The sequence below is a fragment of the Pseudomonas brassicae genome, assembly GCF_010671725.1.
Taxonomy (GTDB): Bacteria; Pseudomonadota; Gammaproteobacteria; order Pseudomonadales; family Pseudomonadaceae; genus Aquipseudomonas; species Aquipseudomonas brassicae.
Genome location: NZ_JAAHBU010000140.1, coordinates 1 through 23240, shown reverse-complemented (window position 1 = coordinate 23240; position 23240 = coordinate 1). Strand labels below are relative to the sequence as shown.

The following is a 23240-nucleotide window of genomic DNA, read 5'->3' as shown; positions in this document are numbered from 1 at the left end:
CGGAGGCCTGGCCGACCGCGGGCGGGGCCAATGGGTCAGCGGCATTTCGTTGCTGCTGATGATCGCTGCGTGGGGCGCTATCGCACTGACCCAGCAGTCGCTATGGGCGCTACTGCTGGGCGTGGTGGTCTTCGACCTGGGCCTGCAGGCCCTGCACGTGGCCAGCCAGAGCCTGATCTACCGGCTGCCGGCCGAGACCCACAGCCGGCTCACGGCCGCCTACATGCTGTTCTACTCGATCGGCAGTGCGCTGGGCTCGCTGGCCTCGACCGTGGCCTACGCCTGGGGCGGCTGGCTGCTGGTATGTGCCTTGGGTGCAGCACTCAACGGTGTGGCACTGCTCTACTGGGGGAGCACCTTGCGGGCCGCGGTTCAGAACAGCACGTCCAGCACCACGCTGTCGGTATAGGTGGCCGCCGGTGGTGTGGCCTGGTCGGTGTAGACCTTGGCGTTGTAATGGAATATCTGGGCGCCAACCCCCGCCCCGCCGCCGGCCCCCTGGCCAGGGTTGACGTCGGCATCGCCACTGGCGCGGCGCGCGCCACTGGTCGAGCCCCAGCGCACACTGCCGCCACTCTTGTAGATGTCATAGGCCAGGTAGTTGTTGGCCGGTGACTTCATCCGGCGGCGACCGCCCGATACGTTCAGCCCGTCATTGAGCCCCACCGTGTAGCTGCTGCCCTTGGTGCAGGACAGGTTGATGCTCTGGTTGACGGTGGCAAAGCCGCTGACGACCGGTGCCGTACCGAACACGATGTTGGGGGTGGTGATCTGGCAGTCGTTGGTGACGGTGAGGCTGATGGTCAGGCTGGTGCTCAACGCCAGTTGCTGGCGCCCCAGGCAGGCGTTGCCCAGGCCGATGCCGTAGCAGTAGTCGATGTCCCAGGCCACGGTGAGGGTTTCGCGGTACAGGCCAGCCGCGACGTTGGCACCAATGATGGTTTTCATGTAGAGGGGCACGGTCTTGGGCGTACTCCCCCCGAGCAAGCCCAGCGCATCGATGATGCCATTGCGGGCAAAGTCGTACGCGACACCGCGGGTAATCGGATAACTGGTGCTGTTGTTGGCGTACAGGGTGTAGCTGATCACATCACCGGTGGGGCCTACCAGCCCGGTACTGCTGGTGGTGGAGCTGAACGTCGCCTTGAAGTAGTCATTCGAGCGCAACAGGCTCAACAGTGAGCCGCTGCATTCCAGCCCCGCATTGGCCGTGGAGGTCGACTGGATGTCCGTGCGTACCAGCGTCGAACTGACCGAGCCGAATGTCGCCGGCGTGGTCGCCACCACCGCACATTGCGCCGATACCTGGCCCGCCGCCAGCAGCACCAGCAGGCCAGCGGCGCAGCGCTTCACTGGCACACCAGCGGGCCGAGAAACGCTACCTGGTCTGGCTGGGCGTGCAACTGGAACTGCACGCGGCAACTGCCGCCCTCGGCCTTCTGCACCACCAGGCTGTTGTGCTCGGCGAGGTCTTCCAGGTACACCAGCCCATCCCAGCCGACCACGGCCACCGCACCGCTCTGCTCATGCCGGACCTGGCTGCCCAGGGCCAGCTCTTTGTTCGCGCTGTCGACCAGTACCAGGCTGGCCGCCAGCACCCGCCGCAACGGGAACTCCAGCAGGTAGCCACTGCCACGGCGTACCGCCACCCGCTGCTCGACGTTCGGGCTGCGCACATCGGGCGGCAGCTGCAGCGGGTCGATCTCGTACTTGCCCCGGTAGTAGCCACTGCTGTACGGCACCAGCAGGTGCCCCCGGCTGTCGGTACGCCCCACCAGCTGGTTCTCGTAACGCACCGGCACATCGGCAAACCCGCCGGTACTGACCAGCACGAAGGCATCATCGATACGATTGGCAGCGAACACCCCGTCGTCCATCACCACCACCGAGCCACTGGCATCGGCCCAGCGTGTCAGGTTGTCGCTGCTGCCATACAGCCCGGCCTGCAACTGGACCGATTGCAGGCGCCAGGTCAGATCAGCCTGGCGATAGGCCTCGCGGTCGCCGCCGGCATAGCCGAGGTTGTAGCCCACCCCCCCGCCGGAAGGCACCGCACGGCTGTAGTTGACCCGCTGCAGGTTCTCGCCTTCGGTAGTGCGCTCAAGGCTCAGGGCCAGGGTGCCATGCAGGTCGAACGGAATCACCAGTTGCGCCTGCACCGCCCACTGGCTGTCGTCCAGGTCGCGGTTGGCCGACAGGTACAGGCTGCTGCTGCCCCACAGCGCCTTGCTCCAGCTCAGGTTGACCAGCCGCGTGCGCGAATTGTCGGCGGCGCGTACATCGAAATAGCCTGCGCCCACACTGCCGTAGCGCTGCAGATTGAGGCTCAGGGTCACCTGTTCGCTGCGCTGGCTGAGGCGCACGTAGGGGCTGTCGACCAGCGACAGGTCGGCGTAATTGCCGTGGCGCTCCAGGCGCTGATAATTGAAGCCCACCCAGCGGTTGTTGTACTGATACCCCAGGCTCAGTTGCTGGCCGCCGCGCCCATCGAACCGGCTCTGGCTCAAGGCCGTGTTGAGCACCCCGAAATTGCCCAGTTGCACGTTGCCGCCCAGCCCGCCGAGTGCCAGCGACCCGCTGCCCTCGGCGTGGCTTTCGAGGGTGAGGTAATCGGTCAGGCCGTAGCGTACGGTGCCCGCGGCCACACCCGGCCCGTAGGCAAAATCGCGTATGGCGTAGTCACGGCGCAGGCTGCCGGCGGCCACCGAGAAATCGACCAGGCCCTGCTGCAGCAACGTGCTGGTGACATAGAACGGCAATGTGCTCGAGACCTGTCGGCCCAATGCGTCGGTGGTCACCACCACCGCCTCGCCGGCACCGTTGATGAACGGCACATTGGTCAGCGTGTACGGGCCCGGCTGCAGGTCGGCACTGGCACTCTTGTAGCCGTTGATGAACAGGTCGACCGACGAGGGTACCGCCGCCTCGCCGGCAAAGGCCGGCAAGGGGTAAGTCACCAGGTCCGGGCGCACCGCGAAGTCGCGCGACAGTTGCAGCCCGCCCAGGCGCACCGAGCTGGTCCAGGGCAGGCCGCCGGTCACCACGTCGCCCACCTCGAAGGTCAGCAGCCGGGCTTCATCGGTGTAGCGCCAGGTGCTGTCATAGCGGCGAAAGCCCTGCTGGCTATCCGCAAACTCAGCGCCCGCCAGCTGCTGGCGCCATTGCCCGGTGGTAGAAAAAGTCCCCCAGCTGTCGAATATCCGCAACTCGTTCCATGCCGCCAGATATGTGCCGCCATCATCGGTATCGCTGAGGTAGGCATCGTAGTTGAACAAGGCGCCGAAGCTGCTCTGGGCCTGGCTTGCGGGAGAGCGCGACGGATCGCCGATGCGCTGGTTCGGCAACCACGCCGGGGGCACATCGATCAGCAGACGCTGGCCCTGGCTGTCGTAGTCGGCGTGCAGCCCGTCGATGCTGTCCAGGGCGATCTCGGGGCCCGGCTGAGCGGGCAGCTCGACCCCCATTGCCTGCAGGTCGGCACTGGCCATGTACAAGCGCCCGGCGCGCTGGTGCACCAGCACCACCTTAGCGCTGCTCATCTGGTTCACCAGCAACTCCAGGTACAGCGGTGCCTCGGCAATGGCCTCCAGGCTCACCGGTGGTGGCGGCAACTCGCCCGCGCCGGCCGGCACGGCCAGCAACACCGTCGCCAGGGCCAGACCGCGCGCACTGGCCAGAGAACTGCTCACTCACCCTGTCCCACCATATTCGGGTCCTCCCTGACCCCTACTTCACCTTCATGCGTCGGACTCAGTGGCCCTGGTTGATGGTTTGGGCCGGCTCCACGCCATTGACCCGGCCCTTGAGCACCGTGGCCGTGGACGCCGAGGTGGGCGCCGGCCAGCGCATGGTCGCGCCCGGCAACACGTAGCCCAGCAGGCCTTCGACGACCGGCCGGCTCTGGCTGCCCTGCTGCATCACCACATCGGTCAGGCGTGCATGCACAGGTCCCACATTGCGGATCTCGACATAAGGTTTGCCCTGCACCGACACCTGCCGCCAACTCAGCCGCGGCTTGCCCACGCCGGCGGCATCACGCTTGCCGTCGGCGTCCGGCTTGCCCCACAAACCCTGGCCGTACACGAACAGCGGCACCGAATAGCGCATCTGGAAGCGAATCGCGGCCTGGGGCGGTGTGTTGGCGTCGGTGGCCGGCAAGGCCGGGGGGGATCTCATCGATGATGATGCGATAGGCCTGTTCCTGGCCGGCCGGTGACTGCGCGGTACGGGTCAGGCGGATAAGTTGCTTCTGCCCTGCCGCCAGCGTGGCCACCGGCGGGCTGCCGATGATCTCGCGCTGCGCCTGGAACTGGTCGTCGAACTCGCCCTGGCGCCAGGCAAACACCCTGACCTGCAGGCTGGCGGGTGTGTCACCGCGGTTCTCCAGCCATAACGCACCGGCCTTCTGATCGGCTTCCAGCACCGGATCGATCGGCCAGATCAACACCGACGTTGCCGCCTGTGCCGTGCCTGCAACCAGCAATGCGCCAACCGCTGCGACAATGCCCATTCCTCGCGAACCACGCGCGTACCACCCCATGCACCGTCTCCTTAGGCTTTTTTGATACAACCCTGGCAACCCTCCTCACCAGGACAACACCACTTGCACCACATCGGTGTAGCTACCGGCCGGCAACGTGCCGGGCAATTGTGCCCGCGCATACACCGGCAACTTGATCGCCGTCGGGTCGCTGTAACTCACCGTCACGCTCTGGCCGATACCCAGCACCTGGGACAGCCCCGCATCACGGAACAACTGATAGGGCACCAGCGAAGTGCCACTGCTGCGCTTGAGATTGCGGGTACCCGAACTGTTGTTGAGCCCGCCATCAATGCTCATGCTCAACGCCACCCCCGGCGTACACTGCAATGTCACCGTGGTGCCTCCCAACGGGGTGGTGGCGGCGCCAGTCGCCAACGCCGAGTACGTGCCAAAGTTCAGGTTGCCGTAGCTACTGACCCCGCCCACCACCAGACACCCGGCGGCGATCGTGGCGCTGACCTGAAAGGTGCTCTGCAACGCGGCATCCAGCGACCACGGCAGTGCGCAGCCGAGCAGCACCAGCCCGGTGCACAGCCGGCGCATGGCTCAAAAACTCAGTTCGACCGACACCGTGTCCGTGTAGACACCGGGTGGCAACGCCGGCTTGCCCACAGCGCGGCCATACAAGGTCACGATCTGCGCGGTGCCGGTACTGGTCGCCAGGGCTACCGTGCCATTGATCGGCAGCAGGGTGTTGTGCGCGGCGTCGGTGTAGAAATCGTAGGGCACGTAGTTGGTGTTGAAGGCCATGGCCCGGGTGCCACCGCTGGTGGCGGCATCATGCGCACCGGCACCCACCTTGAGTACCGGCGCAGCGCCCGGCGAGCACAGCACACTGATTGCACCGCCACCGCCCACACCGATCACTTGGCTGCTGGCCTCGCTGAACAGGGCAATCTGCGAACCGAAGTCCAGCGTACCGAAGTTGACTGCGGTGGTGGACGTCGAACCGTTGACCTGACAGGCCGCAGTCAGGGTCAGGGTCGATGTGATGGTGCCGGTGACGGTGGCCGCCTGGGCCTGCGTCGCGAGTGCCAGGCCAAGGCCGGCAAAGAGGATGCGGGAAACGTGAGGGTGCATGAGTCACTCCTTGTTTGTTACCAGTCCAGGGTCACCATCAGGGTGTCGCGGTAGATGCCGGCCGACAGCGCTTTGGGCTGTGCCACCACGGCGCCATAGATCGGGATGGGGATTTGTGCAGCACTGCTGATCGAGAAATTGCGTTGCTGGCCGATCTCGTAGCGCGCGCTGCCGTTGGAGTCGGCCGCCAACTGATACGGAATCAGCTCGCTACCATTGCTCAGGCGGCGCACACCGCCGGCATTGTTGCTGCCGCCGTTGATGCTCACGGTGAAGGCGCGTACCGAAGGGTTGCAACTGACCTGAAGGCTGCCATTGCCCGCGCTTTCATCCAGATTGGCGCTGATCGGACGCGTCCAGGTCGGCCCCTGGCTGCCAAAATCGAGCAGGCCCAGGCCACCGCCCACCGACGCGCCGGCCGGGCTATTGCTGATCTGGCACGCCGCGCTGATCACCAAGCGGGCCTGAATATGCCCGCTGACCGCGGCATTGACGCTGGGGCAGACAAGCAATGGCCCCAGGCTGATCAACAGAATGCGTGATGATTTCATGCTGCCAGTTCCTTTAGCGTGCACAGGCTCACCAGGTCACGGTCACCTTGAGCAGATCCGAGTAATGACCGACACGTGGCACCTCGGCCAGGCCGTCGATACGCGCGTACAGCGGCAATTCGACCGTGCCCGAGTCGGGCACGCGTGCATGCTGGGCAGTGTTCACCGCCAGCGGGGTGCGCCATGCCGGGTCCTGGTACAGACGGTAGGGAATGGGCCGCGAATTCGGTTGGTTGCTGGCCAGGTAGCGCACCTCGCCGATACCGCCGTGCTGGCCGCCATCGACCTGCACCTGGTAAAGCGTATCGGGGTTGCATTCCAGGCGTGGCGGGCGCTGATTGAGCAGCACACTGCCAAGTGGCCCGGCGGGGTCGCTCAGCCGAGCGGTCTGGCCAAAGTCGAGGACACCCTGGGCCTGTGCGCCGGCATCGCGGACTTGATGCACCAGCTGACAACCGCGCTGCACATCAACCCGTACCTCGACCATGAAATCGGCGGCGGCGGCATTGCCTACGATAACCAGCCCACCCAGCGCTGCCCAGGAGCATCCCTTCACGTCATCATCCTTGCAATACAGGATTCATCTGAAGCAGAGGGTAGCAGTCGAAGAAGAACCTGCCAGCCAGATCAGAAATGTATAGACCTGGTACAAGAAGTGCCCTACGCATTTGTGACACACCCCGCAGTGCTGGCAGGGAAACTCCCTATTCGGTACATTAGCCGCGCCCGGTGTGCCGGAGCACCCCGCCCGCCCCTCAGGAGCCCCTGATTGACCGCCTTGCCGCCCTCCTGGATCCGCTCCCGCCTGCGCGCCTTGCGCCAGCGCCTGGCTGCACGCCCCTGCGCGCAAGGTGATGCGCGGCGCGTGGGCCAGGTAACCGAATACTTCCGACGAAAGGCGGCCCAGCAGGGCTACACCCTCAGCCACGGCCAGCAGCGGGTGATCGCCTGCATGGCCGACCAGGCGGCGCGGCTGGATACCGGCAACGCACGCAGCCTGTACCTGCACGGCGCTGTAGGACGGGGTAAAAGCTGGTTGCTGGACGGCTTCTTCCAGTCGCTTGAGCACACCCACAAGCGCCGCCTGCACTTCCATGACTTCTTCGCCCAGCTGCACCAGGGCATGTTCACCCATCGCCATCAGGACGACGCGCTGGGGGCCACCCTCGATGAACTGCTGCAGGGTTGCCAGGTGCTGTGCTTCGACGAGTTTCACGTGCACGACATCGGCGACGCCATGCTGATCAGCGGGCTGTTCAAGGCGTTGTTCGAACGCAGGATAGTCGTGCTGCTGACCTCCAACTATGCGCCAGAGGGGCTGCTGCCCAACTCGCTTTACCATGAGCGTTTCGAGCCGGTGATCCGTTTGATCAAGGCACACATGCAAGTGATGGAGGTCGGCGGAGATCAGGACTACCGCAGCCATTGCACCGCCGGCAGCCATCAACGCTTCACCCAGGGCCACTACCTGTGGCCCGGGAGCACGCTGCAGCGCCAGGCCGTCAACCTGCCACAGGGCACTCAAGCGGTGCGGCTGGAGGTCGGCCAACGGCACCTGCACGCCCTGTTCAGCCAGGCACGTACTGTCAGCTTCAGCTTCGACGCCCTGTGCGAACAACCCACGGCGGTGATGGATTACCTGGAGCTGGCGCGCCGCTTCGACCACTGGATCATCGAGCAGTTGCCCGACCTTTCCGCGTGCTCGATCGCGGCCCAGCAGCGCTTCATCAACCTGGTGGACGTGCTGTACGACCAGGACAAGCACCTGGTGCTGATCGGCCAGCAGCCACTGCGGGAAAGCCTGGGTGGCAGCGCCGTCGACCTGGCGCGCACCCGCAGCCGCCTGGGCCAGCTCAACACGCTGGGCCCTGCCGGCAGCACGGGCTGAACCTTCAGCCGGCGCGTGCCAGGTTCGCCAGCACGCTTTCGATTTCCGCCAGCACGGCCGGGTCATCCAGGGTCGAGGGCGGCGTGTAGGGCTGGTGGTCGGCGATCTTGCGCAGTACCGCGCGCAGGATCTTGCCCGAGCGCGTCTTGGGCAGGCGCTTGACCACCCTCACCTGGTTGAAGCATGCCAACGCGCCAATCTGCTCACGCACGCTGGCGACCAGCTCGGCCTGCAGGTGCTGCTCGGTGAGCTGCATACCGTCCTTGAGCACCACCAGCGCCAATGGCACCTGGCCCTTGATTTCGTCGTGCACACCGACCACTGCGCATTCGGCGACCGCCGGATGGCTGGCCACCAGGTCTTCCATTTCACCGGTGGACAGACGGTGGCCGGAGACGTTGATCACATCATCGGTGCGCCCCATGATGTAGACAAAGCCGTCTTCGTCCAGGTAGCCGCCATCACCGGTGTGGTAGTAACCCGGATGACTGTGCAGGTAGGCCTGCAGGTAACGCGCGTGGTCGCCCCACAGCGTCTGGCTGCAACCTGGCGGCAGCGGCAGCGCGATCACGATGGCACCCTGCTCGCCAGGGCCCAGCAGATGCCCTTCGTCATCCACCACCTGCACGTGATAGCCCGGCACCGCGCGGTTGCTGGAGCCATGGCGCACGCCACTGCCCTCCAGGCCTACACACGGGGCGGTTACCGGCCAGCCGGTCTCGGTCTGCCACCAATGGTCATGCACCGGCTTGCCACTGGCTGCTTGCAGCCACTGATGGGTGCTGGAGTCGAGCTTCTCGCCGGCCAGGAACAGCTGGCGCAGCGAGCTCAGGTCGTGGCGGCGCAACAGCTGGCCTTCGGGGTCTTCCTTGCGAATCGCGCGCATGGCGGTGGGGGCGCAGAACAGCGCATTCACCCGGTACTGCTCGACCACCCGCCAATAGGCCCCGGCGTCTGGGGTACGAATCGGCTTGCCCTCGTAGAACACCGTGGTGCAGCCATTCATCAAGGGCCCGTAGACGATCAGCGAATGCCCGACCACCCAACCCACATCGGAAATGCCCCACCACACATCGCCCGGCTGCATGCCATAGATGTGCTTCATGGCAAAGCTCAGCGCCACGGCATTGCCACCGTTTTCACGCACGATGCCCTTGGGTTTGCCGGTGGTGCCGGAGGTGTACATGATGTACAGCGGGTCGCCCGCCGCCACCTCCACCGGGGCCACTGCAGTGGCGGTGGCCAGCGCGGCCTGCCAGTCCAGATCACGCCCTTCGAGCAGCTCGGCACAGGCCTGCGGGCGTTGCAGCACCAACACCTTGCGCGGCTGATGGGTAGCCAGCTGCAGGGCCTTGTCCACCAACGGCTTGTAGGCAATGACCCGCTCGAACTCCAGCCCGCACGACGCGGTGAGCAGCAGCGTGGGCCGGGCGTCGTCGATGCGCAGGGCCAGCTCGTTGGCGGCAAAGCCACCAAACACTACCGAATGCACTGCGCCGATGCGCGCACACGCGAGCATCGCCATGGCCGCCTGGGGCACCATCGGCATGTAGATGATCACCCCGTCGCCCTGCTGCACCCCCAACTGGCGGAGCAACCCGGCCAGGCGCGCGACCTCGTCGCGCAGTTGCACATACGTGAAGCGCTGCTCGGTGCCGGTCACCGGCGAATCGTAGATCAATGCAGTCTGCGCACCCCGGCCTTGCTCGATCTGATGGTCGAGGGCCAGGTAGCAACTGTTCAGGCGCCCGTCAGCAAACCACTGGTGGGTGCCGTCGGCATTCTGCGTGAGGGTGTTTACCGGCTTGCGGTACCAGGCCAGGTGGTCAGCCTGTTCGGCCCAGAAAGCGGCGGGATCGTCGATGGAACGCGCGTAGCTGTGCTGATAAGTCATCAGTGGGGAACCCTGAACTTTGTTGTTATTAAAAGGGCGAATATCGAGTATGGACGCCAATCGCCAGGCTGCCATGGGACTTAAGTCGGGTATCATGCCGGCCGTCCTTCTTGCCCATGCGCCGCCTTCATGCACACCCTTGACGATCTCAAAGCCGGCCGCCTGGCTGGAACAGCGCGCCTCGACCTGAGCTGCGGGCTTGAACATTTTCCGCCTGAAATCTTCGACCTGGCCGACAGCCTCGAAGTGCTCAACCTCAGCGACAACGCGCTGCAGTGCCTGCCGGCAGACATGGGCCGGCTGCATCGGCTGAAGATCCTGTTCTGTTCGAACAACCGTTTCACCGAGGTGCCCGCCAGCGTTGGCCAATGCACGCAACTGCAAATGCTGGGGTTCAAGAGCAATCGTATCGCCCACCTGCCGGGCGAAGCACTCGGCCCACGCTTGCGCGCCCTGGTACTGACCGACAACTGCCTGCAGGCGTTGCCCGATGCCCTGGGCGACTGCAGCCATCTGCAGAAGCTGATGCTGGCCGGCAACCAGTTGCGCACCCTGCCCGCCAGCCTGGCCCGCTGCGAGCGGCTGGAACTGTTGCGCATCTCGGCCAACCAGTTGCGCGAGCTGCCGGCGTGGTTGCTGGCAATGCCAAACCTGGCGTGGCTGGCCTATGCCGGCAACCCCCTGCCTGCCGGCTACCGTACGCCAGGGGCGCCCGGCGCATGTGCGCGTATCGACTGGCCAGCCGTGGTGCTGGGTGAAGTGCTGGGCCAGGGTGCGTCGGGCATCATCCACCGCGCACAGGTGGCCGCGCAGGATGTTGCCGTCAAGCTGTACAAGGGCCAGATGACCAGCGATGGCTCACCGCTCAATGAAATGAGCGCATGCATCGCGGCGGGCAAGCACCCTCACCTGGTCGAACTGCTGGCCCGTATCGACAACCACCCGCAGCACCTGCCGGGGCTGGTGATGGCGTTGGTCGACCCGCACTGGTTCAACCTGGCCGCGCCGCCGAGCCTGGCGTCCTGTACCCGCGACTGCTACCCGGCGGCGCAGCGACTGGACAGCGCCCAGATGCTTCGCCTGCTGGCCGCGATCGCCTCGGTGGCCGCGCACCTGCACGCACGCGGGCTGGCCCATGGCGACCTGTACGCGCACAACATCCTGTGCGACGAACAGGGCAACGGACTGCTCGGGGATTTCGGTGCGGCGTCGTTCTACCCGCAGGATGGCAGCCAGACCGCGGCGGCATTGCAGCGTATCGAGGTGCGGGCGTTCGGGGTGCTGCTGGGGGAATTGCTGGCGCGCTGCGAGCAGCGGCCGCCAGCGTGGGAAGCGTTGCAGGCGCGTTGTGTCCAGCCGCAGGTACTGGAACGACCGGACTTTGCACAGATCGAACAGGCGCTGGCCGGGTAATCGCCAGCGCAGCAAAGGGGCCATTGCAGGCCCCAGGGCGCTGGGATCAGCCCGCCAACCCGACGTACACGTTCTGTACGTCATCGTTGTCGTCGATGGCGTTGAGGAACTCTTCGACCTCGGCCAGTTGCTCCTCGGTCAGCCCGCTGACCGGGTTTTTCGGGATGTAGCCGATCTTGGCCGAATCCACCGTGAAGCCGAATTCCGGCAGGGCCTTCTGCACGGCGTCCAGGTCGGTGGTGTCGGTGATGAACAGGGTCGAGCCCTCTTCTTCGCCGTCATCGAAGTCCTGGGCACCCGCTTCGATCGCGGCCATCTCCGGGTCGGCGTCGGCGCTGGCCGGCGAGGCCTCGATCATGCCCACGTGGTTGAAGTCCCAGGCTACCGAACCGGATGCGCCCAGTTGGCCCTTGCGGAACAACACGCGAATCTGTGCCACGGTACGGTTGACGTTGTCGGTCAGGCACTCGACGATCAGCGGCACCTGGTGCGGGGCAAAACCTTCGTAGGTTACGGCGTGGTACTGGACCTGATCGCCCAGCAGGCCGGCGCCTTTCTTGATCGCGCGTTCCAGGGTTTCACGGGTCATCGAGGCCTTCTTGGCCTGCTCGACCACCAGACGCAGGCGCGCGTTGGTGCTCGGGTCGGCACCGTTGCGCGCAGCGATCTGGATTTCCTTGGCCAGCCTGCCGAAGATCTTGCCCTTGGCGTTGGCTGCTGCTTCTCTATGCTTGGCTTTCCACTGTGCGCCCATCTCGACTCTCTTGTTTCAGCTGCCGGTTCAGGTAGCGACCAGCAAAGTGGCGTGCAGTTTATATGGCCTGCGGCAAGCAATCGACAAAAAAACGCGGCACGCGTGTTTCTGCAGCCGAGCCCCAAGGCTGCCAACGTACCATGGCCTGTCAGATCGGCGTTATCAGCCCAGGTGGTTCGGCGGCAGACCGCAGTGGCATCAACGAGGTGCTGGTGCCACCACTCGACCTTGCCCGCGAAGACACCCGCAGATACACGCTAGAAACAACATTAAGTTTTGAAATTTAACCATTAAATATCAATGGGTTAAGCATTAAATTTAATCTTATCTATCACCTATGCCGCCTCCCTCTTCGCCACCGCCTGCGCCGCTGTCAACATGGCCCGCAGCAACACTGCGCACCCCGCCGCCAGGTCCTTGGGATCGGCATTCTCGATCTCGTTATGGCTGATGCCCCCTTCGCACGGCACAAAAATCATCCCGGCCGGGCCCAGTTCGGCGAGAAAGATCGCGTCGTGCCCTGCGCCACTGACGATGTCCATGTGCGACAACCCCAGCCCCTGTGCCGCGCCACGCACGGCCTCTACACAGCCGTTGTCGAAGTACAGTGGCGCAAAGTCGGCCGTGGGCGTCAGGGTGTAGGTCAGCCCATGCTGTTGCGTGGTCGCCACAATCACCTGCTTGACCTGCGCAATCATCGAATCCAGCCGTGCCGGCTCCAGGTGACGGAAGTCCAGGGTCATGCGCACTTCGCCCGGTATCACGTTGCGCGACCCCGGGTACGCCTGCAGGCAACCGACCGTGCCGCACGCATGGGGCTGGTGCTCCAGCGCGACCCGGTTGACCGCCGCCACCACGGCGCTGGCCCCTACCAGCGCATCCTTGCGCAGGTGCATGGGGGTCGGCCCGGCATGCGCCTCGACCCCGCGCAAGGTCAGGTCGAACCATTTCTGCCCCAGCGCGCCCAACACCACGCCAATGGTCTTGCGCTGGTCTTCAAGGATCGGGCCCTGTTCGATATGCGCCTCGAAGTACGCCCCCACCGGGTGCCCGCTGACCGCGCGCGCACCGGCGTAGCCGATCGCATCCAGCGCCTCGCGCACGCTCACACCCTGGGCGTCGACCTTGGCCAGGGTTTCTTCAAGGGTGAATTTTTCGGCAAAAACCCCCGAGCCCATCATGCACGGCGCAAACCGCGAGCCCTCCTCATTGGTCCACACTACAACCTCAAGTGGAGCCTCAGTTTCTATCTGCAAGTCATTGATAGTACGTAATACTTCAAGCCCGGCAAGCACACCGAAACAGCCATCGAACTTGCCGCCGGTGGGCTGGGTATCGATATGGCTGCCGGTCATCACAGGCGCCAACGCGGGGTTGCGACCAGGGCGACGGGCGAAGATATTGCCCACGCCATCCACGCTCACGGTACAACCGGCCTGCTCGGCCCAGGTCACGAACAGGTCGCGGGCCTGGCGGTCGAGATCGGTCAGGGCCAGCCGGCACACGCCGCCCTTGGGCGTGGCACCGAGCTGTGCCAGTTCCATCAGCGACTGCCAGAGGCGCTCGCCATTGATATGTACCTGGGTACTTTGCAGAACGTCCTGGGTTTGCATGAGCATCTCCTGCATGGCCGGCCTCTGCGGGCCGTGGGTTTACACGGTTGGTTTGAGGCGGGTGGCACGGGCGCCCTTCAGGCTGCCCAGGGCGTAATAGATCACCCCGCCCAGCACAGAGCCGGTGAACCAGCCAAAGTCGTAGAACCAGCTGAAGGCCGGGCTGTGCAGTGACATCAGGGTCAGCAGCACCGGCACACCGAAGGCAATGAAACCGGCCAGGTTCCAGGCCGGGTACACGTCGTCGCGGTACAGCCCGGCGAGGTCGAGGGTCTGCTTGCGCAACAGGAAGTAGTCCACCACCATGATCCCGGCAATCGGCCCGAGCAGGCTCGAATAGCCCAGCAGCCAGTTGGAGTACACCGACTCCAGGCTCACCTCAGAGACGATCAGGCCCAGCTTCTTGAGCAGCTCATGGCCCATCAGCAGCAAGCCGACCAGGCCGGTGAGCAGCACCGCAGTGGTGCGCCCGATCCATTTGGGCGCCAGGTTCTGGAAGTCGTTGGTGGGCGAGACGATGTTGGCCGCCGTATTGGTCGACAACGTGGCGATGATGATCAGCGCCATGGCCAGCGCCACCCACATCGGGCTCTGGATATGCCCGATCAGGCTGACCGGGTCAGACACCGTCTGCCCCACCAGCGAGGCCGACGCCGCAGTCAGCACCACACCCAGCGCGGCAAACAGGAACATGGTCAGCGGCAGGCCGAAGATCTGCCCCAGAATCTGGTCCTTCTGGCTTTTTGCATAGCGGCTGAAATCCGGGATGTTCAGCGACAAGGTCGCCCAGAAGCCCACCATGGCGGTCAACCCGGCAAAGAAGTAGCCCGTGACGCTGGCGCCTTCGGGGCGCTTGGGCGGTTGCGCCATCAGCTCGCTGATCGACACGTTGGGCAAGGCCCACACCAGCAGCCCCGCGCCCACCAGCACCAGCAGCGGCGCCGACAGCGTTTCCAGCCACTTGATCGACTCGGCACCGCGCAGCACCACCCACAGGTTCAGGCACCAGAACAGCATGAATCCGATGACCTCGCCGATGCCGCCCAGGGCTTTCCAGTCGGGCCAGATCGAGCCCAGAAACAGGTGAATGGCCAGGCCGCCGAACATCGTCTGGATGCCAAACCAGCCACACGCCACCAGCGCACGGATCAGGCACGGCACGTTGGAGCCAATGATGCCGAACGACGAGCGCAGCAGCACCGGGAACGGGATGCCATATTTGGTGCCGGGGAAGGCATTGAGGGTCAGCGGGATCAGCACGATGGTGTTGGCCAGCAGGATCGCCAGCAACGCCTCGCCCACCGTCAGGCCGAAATAGGCCGTGAGCACCCCGCCCAGGGTGTAGGTGGGCACGCAGATCGACATGCCGACCCACAGTGCGGTGATGTGCCATTTGTTCCAGGTGCGTTGCCCGACCTTGGTCGGCGCGATGTCGTGGTTGTAGCGAGGGCTGTTGAGGACGTCGCTGCCGGCGTCGAGCTCGAACAAGCCGTCACGCTCGCTTACTTGCGATCGGGTCTGGTGCATGGCCGCTCCACTTTTCTGGTTATGTGCACCTCGTCTGGGAGGCGCGGGCGTCTTGCATCTGCAGTAAGGCAATCACGGTCAGGTGATCTGAGAAATCTTGACCATTTACGCTTCCTGTCAAGCACGGCAAGACTTGAGAAAAGCCACACACACAGCGCAAATCAATTAAAACCGTTCAAATACAGATAGTTATGACGGATATAAGCTTATAAAAAATAATCTTGCCCAATCCCGAATCGCCAACTAGATTCAAATCTTGACGGCACTGCCAGGATTACTCCGATGCCGGTCACTACAAAAATCTAGAGCCGGTACAAACCGGTCAAGCCTGCGAGGAGCTTCGTGATGACGCTTTTGATTCGTGGCGCCACCCTGATTACCCATGATGAAAGCTACAAAGCCGATGTGTATTGCGCCGACGGCCTGATCCGGGCGATTGGCGACAATCTGGAGGTGCCGGCCGGTTGCACGGTGCTCGATGGCAGCGGGCAATACCTGATGCCCGGTGGCATCGACCCGCACACCCACATGCAGTTGCCCTTCATGGGCACGGTGGCCAGCGAGGACTTTTATACCGGTACGGCTGCGGGCCTGGCCGGCGGCACCACCTCGATCATCGACTTCGTGATCCCCAACCCCCAGCAATCGCTGCTTGAAGCCTTCCATCAGTGGCGTGGCTGGGCCGAGAAATCGGCGGCCGACTATGGCTTCCACGTGGCCATCACCTGGTGGAGCGAGCAGGTGCGTGAAGAGATGGCCGAGCTGGTCAGCCAGCACGGGGTCAACAGCTTCAAGCACTTCATGGCCTACAAGAACGCGATCATGGCCGCGACGATACCCTGGTGGCCAGCTTCGAACGCTGCCTGGAGTTGGGCGCAGTGCCCACCGTGCACGCCGAGAACGGCGAGCTGGTCTACCACCTGCAGCGCAAGCTGCTGGCCCAGGGCATCACCGGGCCCGAGGCGCACCCGCTGTCGCGCCCCTCGCAGGTGGAAGGCGAAGCCGCCAGCCGCGCCATCCGCATTGCCGAAACCCTGGGCACGCCGCTGTACCTGGTGCACGTGTCGACCCGTGAAGCGCTGGACGAGATCACCTACGCCCGGGCCAAGGCCAACCGGTGTACGGCGAGGTGCTGGCCGGGCACCTGCTGCTGGACGACAGCGTGTACCGCCATCCCGACTGGCAGACCGCTGCCGGTTACGTGATGAGCCCGCCGTTTCGCCCGCGCGGACACCAGGAGGCGCTGTGGCAGGGGTTGCAGTCCGGCAACCTGCACACCACCGCCACCGACCACTGCTGCTTCTGCGCCGAGCAGAAAGCCGCCGGGGCGCGATGACTTCAGCCGTATACCCAATGGGACGGCGGGCATCGAGGACCGCATGGCGGTGCTGTGGGACGAAGGAGTCAACACCGGCCGCCTGTCGATGCAGGACTTCGTCGCCCTCACCTCCACCAACACCGCCAAGATCTTCAACCTCTACCCGCGCAAGGGGGGCGCTGCGGGTTGGCGCCGATGCCGACCTGGTGCTGTGGGACCCCGAGGGCACCCGCACGATCTCAGCCAGGACCCACCACCAGAACGTCGACTTCAACATCTTTGAAGGCAAGACGGTGCGTGGGGTGCCCAGCCATACCATCAGCCAGGGCAAGCTGGTGTGGGCCGATGGCGACTTGCGCGCCGAGCGCGGTGCCGGGCGCTATGTCGAACGGCCGGCGTACCCGGCGGTGTTCGACTTGCTGAGCAAGCGCGCCGAGCAGTGCAGGCCGTCTGCAGTCAAGCGCTGACATCAAGAGCTGCGCTGGCAAGCCAGCTCCCACAAGGTATGTGCACATCCCGAGACACGCTCGGTCCCTGTGGGAGCTGGCTTGCCAGCGAAGGGCGCACCCGCGCCCATCTAACTAGAAAGACAAAGAGGCCACTACCGTGATCAACGCCTTGACCCACCTCCCGCATCCGCATGAAGACAACGCCACCCTGGCCACGCACTTCACTGACCTGGCCCCCCCCCTCACCGCACGCCAGGCCGCCGCCGAAAGCGCACGCTGCCTATACTGCTACGACGCCCCGTGCGTCAACGCCTGCCCCAGCGATATCGATATCCCCTCGTTCATCCGCAACCTGCAGCAGGACAACGTGCAGGGCGCGGCAGTCAAGATCCTCTCGGCCAATATCCTCGGCGGCAGCTGCGCCCGGGTATGCCCCACCGAGATCCTCTGTCAGCAGGCCTGCGTGCGCAACAGCGCCCAGGAATGCGCCCCGGTACTGATCGGCCTGCTGCAACGCTACGCGGTCGACCACGCCGCGTTCACCGAACACCCCTTCCAGCGCGCCGCCAGTACCGGCAAGCGCATTGCCGTGGTCGGCGCCGGCCCTGCCGGGCTTGCGTGTGCGCACCGGCTGGCCTGGCATGGGCATGACGTGGTGATCTTCGAAGCCCGCGAAAAGGCTGGCGGCCTCAACGAGTACGGCATCGCCAAGTACAAGCTGGTGGATGACTTCGCCCAGCAGGAGCTGGACTTCGTGCTGCAGATCGGCGGCATCGAGATCCGCCACGGCCAGGCGTTGGGCGACAACCTCAGCCTGGGCGAGCTGCAGCAGCAGTTCGACGCGGTGTTCCTGGGGCTTGGCCTCAACGCCAGCCGTCAGTTGGGCATGCCGACGAGGGTGCTCCCGGAATGCTCAGCGCCACCGAGTACATCCGCGAACTGCGCCAGGCCGACGACCTGACGAGCCTGCCCCTGGCCGATCGCTGCATCGTACTGGGCGCCGGCAACACGGCCATCGACATGGCGGTACAGATGGCCCGTCTCGGCGCACACGACGTCAACCTGGTGTACCGCCGCGGGCTGGAGGACATGGGCGCCACCGTGCACGAACAGGACATTGCCAAGGCCAACCAGGTGCGCCTGCTGACCTGGGCCCAGCCCGAACAGGTGCTGCTCGACGACCAGGGCCGGGTGCGCGGCATGCGCTTTGCCCGCACCCAGCTCAAGGACGGCCGCCTGCAGACCACCGGGCAGACCTTCGAGCTGGCCGCCGATGCCATCTTCAAGGCCATCGGCCAGGCTTTCGACGACCAGGCCCTGAGTGACCCGCAGGCCGCACAGCTGGAGCGCGACGGCGAGCGCATCCGCGTGGACGACAATCTGCGCACCAGCCTGCCGGGCGTGTACGCCGGCGGCGACTGTACGCATCTGGGCCAGGACCTCACCGTACAGGCCGTGCAGCATGGCAAGCGCGCCGCCGAGGCGATCCATGCCCAACTGACCCTGACTGTGGAGGCCGCATAAATGGCAGACCTGTCGATCGAATTCGCTGGCATCAAGGCGCCCAACCCGTTCTGGCTGGCCTCCGCCCCGCCCACCGACAAAGCCTATAACGTGGTCCGCGCGTTCGAGGCCGGCTGGGGTGGCGTGGTCTGGAAAACCCTGGGCGAAGACCCCGCCGCGGTCAACGTGTCATCACGCTATTCGGCGCACTACGGGCCCAACCGCGAAGTGCTGGGGATCAACAACATCGAGCTGATTACCGACCGCTCGCTGGAGATCAACCTGCGGGAAATCACCCAGGTGAAGAAGGCCTGGCCCGACCGTGCCCTGATCGTGTCGCTGATGGTGCCCTGCGTCGAAGAATCCTGGAAGGCCATCCTGCCGCTGGTCGAGGCCACCGGTGCCGATGGCATCGAGCTGAACTTCGGTTGCCCCCACGGCATGCCCGAGCGCGGCATGGGCGCGGCGGTCGGCCAGGTGCCGGAATACGTCGAGCAGGTCACGCGCTGGTGCAAGACCTACTGCTCGCTGCCGGTGATCGTCAAGCTCACGCCCAATATCACCGATATCCGCCAGTCAGCCCGGGCTGCGCATCGGGGTGGCGCCGACGCGGTGTCGCTGATCAACACCATCAACTCGATCACCAGCGTGGACCTGGAGCGCATGATCGCCCTGCCCATCGTCGGCGAAGCCAGTACCCATGGGGGCTACTGCGGTTCGGCGGTCAAGCCGATCGCGCTGAACATGGTCGCCGAGATCGCCCGCGACCCAGCCACCCGCGGCCTGCCCATCAGCGGCATCGGCGGCATCGGCAGCTGGCGCGATGCCGCCGAATTCATCGCACTGGGGTGTGGCGCGGTACAGGTGTGCACCGCCGCCATGCTGCACGGGTTTCGCATCGTCGATGAAATGAAGGACGGCCTCTCGCGCTGGATGGACAGCCAGGGCTACCGCACCCTGCAGGACTTCAGCGGCCGCGCGGTGGGCCACACCACCGACTGGAAGTACCTGGACATCAACTACCAGGTGATCGCCAGGATCGACCAGCAGGCGTGCATCGGTTGCGGGCGCTGCCACATCGCCTGCGAAGACACCTCGCACCAGGCCATCGCCAGCCTCGACAAACCAGGCGGCGGCCATCTGTACGAGGTGATCGACGCCGAGTGCGTGGGGTGCAACCTGTGCCAGATCACCTGCCCGGTGCAAGACTGCATCGAGATGGTCCCCCAGGACACCGGCAAGCCGTTCCTGGACTGGCTGCACGACCCGCGCAACCCCTACCGCGAGGCGTCCTGAGGCTGCGCTACGCGCAGGTCCTCGAAGAACGCCTTCTTCGCGTCCACCTGAACAGACGCCCGGGGCAGGTTCGCCGCCTCCCCGGTCGGGGTCTCCACATGCCAGTAGCAGTGCTTGACCGCACGCGTGATCGCCACATAGGCCAGGCGCAGGATCTCGTCTTTCTGCGCGTTGTCGTAGGCTTCGGGGTCACCGACGCGGCCCAGCCCGGCCTGGCGGTACACCTGGTTCTTGTAGGGTGAGCGAGTCAGGTGCTGGCAATCGCCGAGCATGAATACCGCATCGGCCTGCAAGCCCTTGGCACTGTGATAGGTCAGCTGACGGAAACGCCGCTGGGCGGCTGGCAGACTGGCTTCGTGGTTGAGCAACGGCTGCAGGTGCTCGGCAATCACTGACTTGTCGACGCTCTTGCGGTACAGCAGCATCACCGTTTCGCCATCGCGGTAGTGGTCCATCAACTGCTGGGCCAACGTGGCTTCGTCGCGCTCCATGACCATCACCGGTACCGGTTGTTCGGCTGCCGGGCCACAGGCGCGGGCCTTCTTGCCGGTAATCGCCGGGGCAGACCTGACGATGTGTTCGGCAGCATCGATGATGTGCTGGTGGCTGCGGTAGTTGTCGGCCAGCATCACGCGGGTGCTGCTGGGGGCGACGAACTGCTTGGCGAACTCCATGAAGTACTTGGGCGAACTGCCGCGCCAGCCATAGATCGACTGCCAGTCATCGCCCACGCACAGCAGCGAGCAATGCTGCGCCACCTGCCCCACGTGCATCGCCGGGCCACGCCGGCGAATCTCGCGCAGGCAGGCGCGCAGCCACGACACGATCTGCGGCGACACGTCCTGGAACTCGTCGATCATCAGGTGTGCCAGCGGGCGCAGCACCGGGTCGGGCAACAGGCGCAGGTTTTCCGGATTGTTCTCGCCGAACAGGGCGAACATGCAGTTGTAGCTCATCACCGGCGGTGACTGCGCCAGCAGGTGGGCGTGCAGCGCCTTCCAGTAAAGGCTCAAGGCTTCGAAGAACTGCGCGTCGCTATCGCCCTGGGCGAAGCTCATGCCGCCCACCGCCACGCTGACGTCCAGGCCCAGGTTCTCGATGAAACCCGCCGCGCCGACAAAGGCGTCCAGCAGCGGCGCGGCCCCCAACTCGCCTTTCACCTTGTAGTCGAAGCCCGGCCCGGCCACTGCATCGCCGGCCAGGGAAGCGGTCAGGCGCTTGGCCGCCGCGTAGTTTTCCAGCCAGATTACCGGCTTGTCGCAAAACGCCTGGAACAGCGTGCGCTTGATTACCCATTCGGCCCACACCGGCAACTTGGCGCCGGGGCGCTTGTACTGCTGGTTTTCCTTGGGGTCGAAGCCCAGTACTACCCAGGCATCGAGCTCGGCGATATGGCCATGGAAGTGGAAACGGCTGCCGTTGATTTCGACGGTTTCGCGGCTGGGCTCGATACCCTTGATGGGCCAGGCGCCTGCCTGGAACCACAAGTCTTCGATCACATCGCACAGCTCTTCGTCACGGCCGGATGACAACTGGGTCACCGCCACGCGCTTTTGTACATCGGGGTGGTCGCGGTCCAGCGCCTTGAGCTGCAGGGCTTCACGGCGCAGCCCGGCGATCAGCTCGGCAAAGCGCGGGCTGCTGCCCAGCAGGTCGCGATAGCACAGGTTCAGTTGCAGGCGCTGGGCGTCGTTGATGCGCAGGTCGAACGGGTTGCTGTCGATGCCGGCCTCGCTGCCACCCGGCTGCTCGTTGCCCAGGGTCTCGAACGCACGCACCTGGCTGAACCCCGGCAGGCTGCGCACCAGCGGCAGGATGCGCGAGTGGAAGGTGCGCACCAGCTCGCGCGCCTGCAGCGGGCTCAGGTTCAGTTGCCACAGGGCGAACACCTGCACCAGCCGCGCAATGAAGTCCTTGCGCGATTCGCGGGTGAAGGTGACCACGGTCATCGCCTCCAGCTCGAAGCCCAGGTAGTGGCGCAGCAACAGGATGCGCAGCACCAGCGAGGTCGACTTGCCGGCACCGGCGCCGGCGATCACGCAGGTCGACGGGGTATCGCTGAAGATCATCTTCCATTGCGCCGCGCTGGGCTGGGCATGGGCCGGCAGGCGCTGGGCCACATCGGCCTTGAAGCGTTTCTTAAGCTCGGCGCTCAGCGGCAGGCGCCAGTCGTCGAACAGCGCGTCGTCCACGCCGGGCACGGCATGCGCGTCGGGGCGCATGTCGCGGATCACCAGCACCTGGCGGCGGCCTCGTAGCCGTCCACGCGTCCCTCCTCGTAGCCTTCGCGCAGGCCATCGGCATGCCCGGTGCGCTGGCCGTTGGCATGCCCCTGGAACCAGGAGTCACGGTGCTGCGCCTGCAAACGGCTGAGGCCACGGCCAAGCAGGCGCGCAGCCAGGCGTTTGACCCAGGGCAGTTGCGCTGGCGGGGTTAGATCCGAGGGAAGCTTGGGACGCTCTTGAGACACACCGACTCCGGTAAGGATTTCAATCAGCGGCCATGTTCGCTCCATCGCCGCCAAATCGCCAGCCGAATGCTTGCAGATCAGTGGATTAGGCGATGAAGCGGGGAAACTACCGCAGGCTTAACATCCAAAAAGTAGATTGTTTTGAGCCGATATTTACGCTTTTTATCGATACTGGCTCGATGGATCATAGGCCCCATAAACCTGATTACCGAGGAGACGATCATGCTGCAACTGCGACCTTTCAACACCCTGGGTCACGCCAACCACGGCTGGCTGGATGCCCATCATCACTTCTCGTTCGCCGAGTACTACGACCCACAGCGCATGAACTGGGGCACCCTGCGCGTCTGGAACGATGACCTGATCGCCGCCGGCAGCGGCTTCCCGCCGCATCCGCACCGCGACATGGAGATCATCACCTATGTGCGTGAAGGGGCGATTACCCACCAGGACAGCCTGGGCAACAAAGGCCGTACCGAGGCCGGGGACGTGCAGGTGATGAGTGCCGGCAGCGGCATCACGCACAGCGAGTACAACCTGGAGGACGTGGACACGCGCATTTTCCAGATCTGGGTGATGCCGCAGAGCGTGGGCCAGGCGCCGTCGTGGGGTGTGCGGCCGTTCCCCAAAGGTGAGCGTGGCGAAGGCTTCGTGACCCTGGCCAGCGGCCGTGAAGGCGATGAAGGCAGCTTGAGCATCCGTGCCGATGCCCGGTTGGTGGCGGCAACACTGAAGTCCGGCGAAACCGCCGAGTACCGTATTGACGCGGGGCGCCGGGCGTACCTGGTGCCGGCCAAGGGCGTGATCGAGGTGAATGGCTTGCGCGCCGAGGCCCGGGATGGGGTGGCGGTGGAAGACGAGCAGGTGCTCAGGGTGACGGCACTGGAAGACAGCGAGATTGTGCTGGTGGATGTGGCGTAACTACTGGCCCCTTCGCTGGC

16 protein-coding genes and 4 pseudogenes are annotated in these 23240 nt (G+C 64.9%); 8 read left to right on the top strand and 12 right to left on the bottom strand.

The genetic code is table 11. The features are described 5' to 3' along the window. Positions 1–409 (top strand): MFS transporter (locus G3436_RS11345; protein ID WP_163944822.1); only part of this gene is annotated, 409 nt, incomplete at its 5' end. Here G3436_RS11345 and G3436_RS11340 read toward each other — a convergent pair. The 7 genes and pseudogenes from G3436_RS11340 to G3436_RS11310 form a co-directional block, all read right to left on the bottom strand. Then, the gene (locus G3436_RS11340; protein WP_163944819.1) at positions 373–1353 is read right to left on the bottom strand and encodes a spore coat protein U domain-containing protein; all 981 of its coding nucleotides are present in this window, start codon (positions 1351–1353) and stop codon (positions 373–375) included. The genes G3436_RS11345 and G3436_RS11340 overlap by 37 nt on opposite strands. Next, complete coding sequence (locus tag G3436_RS11335; protein WP_243667108.1) at positions 1350–3638, bottom strand: fimbria/pilus outer membrane usher protein; 2289 nt, start codon at positions 3636–3638, stop codon at positions 1350–1352. The genes G3436_RS11340 and G3436_RS11335 overlap by 4 nt, the downstream gene beginning before the upstream one ends. 112 nt (positions 3639–3750) lie before the next feature. After that, positions 3751–4540: pseudogene (locus tag G3436_RS11330) on the bottom strand (fimbrial biogenesis chaperone). A gap of 45 nt (positions 4541–4585) precedes the next feature. Continuing rightward, on the bottom strand, positions 4586–5086 hold the full coding sequence (locus G3436_RS11325) for a Csu type fimbrial protein (RefSeq protein ID WP_163944817.1): 501 nt from the start codon (positions 5084–5086) through the stop codon (positions 4586–4588). A gap of 3 nt (positions 5087–5089) precedes the next feature. Then, entirely contained in the window at positions 5090–5623 is a 534-nt protein-coding gene (locus tag G3436_RS11320; protein WP_163944814.1) for a Csu type fimbrial protein, read from the bottom strand. A 17-nt stretch (positions 5624–5640) separates the two neighbouring features. Then, positions 5641–6174: a Csu type fimbrial protein gene (locus G3436_RS11315; protein ID WP_163944812.1), complete on the bottom strand. Its 534-nt coding sequence runs from the start codon at positions 6172–6174 to the stop codon at positions 5641–5643. A 28-nt stretch (positions 6175–6202) separates the two neighbouring features. Next, a complete protein-coding gene (locus G3436_RS11310; protein ID WP_476644172.1) occupies positions 6203–6730 on the bottom strand; it encodes a Csu type fimbrial protein in 528 nt (175 codons plus the stop codon). 213 nt (positions 6731–6943) lie between these two features. Between G3436_RS11310 and zapE the strand changes: the two genes are divergently transcribed. Further along, the gene (gene zapE / locus G3436_RS11305) at positions 6944–8062 is read left to right on the top strand and encodes a cell division protein ZapE (RefSeq protein ID WP_420801200.1); all 1119 of its coding nucleotides are present in this window, start codon (positions 6944–6946) and stop codon (positions 8060–8062) included. 4 nt (positions 8063–8066) lie between these two features. On the opposite strand, the gene G3436_RS11300 is transcribed toward zapE, so the two are convergent. Next, positions 8067–9956 carry a propionyl-CoA synthetase gene (locus G3436_RS11300; protein ID WP_163944809.1) on the bottom strand — a complete coding sequence of 630 codons (1890 nt, stop codon included), beginning with the start codon at positions 9954–9956 and terminating at the stop codon, positions 8067–8069. 129 nt (positions 9957–10085) lie between these two features. Between G3436_RS11300 and G3436_RS11295 the strand changes: the two genes are divergently transcribed. After that, entirely contained in the window at positions 10086–11369 is a 1284-nt protein-coding gene (locus tag G3436_RS11295) for a leucine-rich repeat-containing protein kinase family protein (RefSeq protein ID WP_163944806.1), read from the top strand. A gap of 46 nt (positions 11370–11415) precedes the next feature. Here the strand turns inward: G3436_RS11295 and G3436_RS11290 are convergent, their stop codons facing one another. Continuing rightward, a complete protein-coding gene (locus tag G3436_RS11290; RefSeq protein ID WP_163944803.1) occupies positions 11416–12123 on the bottom strand; it encodes a YebC/PmpR family DNA-binding transcriptional regulator in 708 nt (235 codons plus the stop codon). Between the two features lie 62 nt (positions 12124–12185). Here G3436_RS11290 and G3436_RS11285 point away from each other — a divergent pair, with 62 nt between their 5' ends. Next, entirely contained in the window at positions 12186–12410 is a 225-nt protein-coding gene (locus G3436_RS11285) for a hypothetical protein (protein ID WP_163944800.1), read from the top strand. Positions 12411–12458: 48 nt separating this feature from the next. Here G3436_RS11285 and G3436_RS11280 read toward each other — a convergent pair whose 3' ends face one another. Beyond that, complete coding sequence (locus G3436_RS11280) at positions 12459–13736, bottom strand: Zn-dependent hydrolase (RefSeq protein WP_420801199.1); 1278 nt, start codon at positions 13734–13736, stop codon at positions 12459–12461. 39 nt (positions 13737–13775) lie between these two features. After that, complete coding sequence (locus tag G3436_RS11275) at positions 13776–15263, bottom strand: NCS1 family nucleobase:cation symporter-1 (protein WP_163944798.1); 1488 nt, start codon at positions 15261–15263, stop codon at positions 13776–13778. 345 nt (positions 15264–15608) lie between these two features. On the opposite strand from G3436_RS11275, the pseudogene hydA reads away from it, so the two are divergent. The 3 genes and pseudogenes from hydA (at position 15609) to preA (ending at position 19829) form a co-directional block, all read left to right on the top strand. After that, positions 15609–17048, top strand: a pseudogene (gene hydA, locus G3436_RS11270) (dihydropyrimidinase). A 139-nt stretch (positions 17049–17187) separates the two neighbouring features. Next, positions 17188–18554, top strand: a pseudogene (locus G3436_RS11265) (NAD(P)-dependent oxidoreductase). After that, positions 18555–19829, top strand: a complete 1275-nt coding sequence (gene preA, locus G3436_RS11260) for an NAD-dependent dihydropyrimidine dehydrogenase subunit PreA (RefSeq protein WP_163944795.1) — start codon at positions 18555–18557, stop codon at positions 19827–19829. It begins immediately after the preceding pseudogene. On the opposite strand, the pseudogene G3436_RS11255 reads toward preA, so the two are convergent. Then, a pseudogene (locus tag G3436_RS11255) lies at positions 19811–22344 on the bottom strand (UvrD-helicase domain-containing protein). The gene preA and the pseudogene G3436_RS11255 sit on opposite strands and share 19 nt — an antisense overlap. Positions 22345–22521: 177 nt before the next feature. Here G3436_RS11255 and G3436_RS11250 point away from each other — a divergent pair. Beyond that, positions 22522–23220: a pirin family protein gene (locus G3436_RS11250; protein ID WP_163944793.1), complete on the top strand. Its 699-nt coding sequence runs from the start codon at positions 22522–22524 to the stop codon at positions 23218–23220. Positions 23221–23240 lie beyond the last annotated feature (20 nt).

Excerpts from the sequence above, each read along its gene's own strand:
- G3436_RS11325 (WP_163944817.1), bottom strand. The coding sequence starts at position 5,086 with ATGCGCCGGCTGTGCACCGGGCTGGTGCTGCTCGGCTGCGCACTGCCG.
- G3436_RS11320 (WP_163944814.1), bottom strand. The coding sequence starts at position 5,623 with ATGCACCCTCACGTTTCCCGCATCCTCTTTGCCGGCCTTGGCCTGGCA.
- G3436_RS11315 (WP_163944812.1), bottom strand. The coding sequence starts at position 6,174 with ATGAAATCATCACGCATTCTGTTGATCAGCCTGGGGCCATTGCTTGTC.
- G3436_RS11300 (WP_163944809.1), bottom strand. The coding sequence starts at position 9,956 with ATGACTTATCAGCACAGCTACGCGCGTTCCATCGACGATCCCGCCGCT.
- G3436_RS11295 (WP_163944806.1), top strand. The coding sequence starts at position 10,086 with ATGCACACCCTTGACGATCTCAAAGCCGGCCGCCTGGCTGGAACAGCG.
- G3436_RS11290 (WP_163944803.1), bottom strand. The coding sequence starts at position 12,123 with ATGGGCGCACAGTGGAAAGCCAAGCATAGAGAAGCAGCAGCCAACGCC.
- G3436_RS11285 (WP_163944800.1), top strand. The coding sequence starts at position 12,186 with ATGGCCTGCGGCAAGCAATCGACAAAAAAACGCGGCACGCGTGTTTCT.
- G3436_RS11280 (WP_420801199.1), bottom strand. The coding sequence starts at position 13,736 with ATGCAAACCCAGGACGTTCTGCAAAGTACCCAGGTACATATCAATGGC.
- G3436_RS11275 (WP_163944798.1), bottom strand. The coding sequence starts at position 15,263 with ATGCACCAGACCCGATCGCAAGTAAGCGAGCGTGACGGCTTGTTCGAG.
- preA (WP_163944795.1), top strand. The coding sequence starts at position 18,555 with ATGGCAGACCTGTCGATCGAATTCGCTGGCATCAAGGCGCCCAACCCG.
- G3436_RS11250 (WP_163944793.1), top strand. The coding sequence starts at position 22,522 with ATGCTGCAACTGCGACCTTTCAACACCCTGGGTCACGCCAACCACGGC.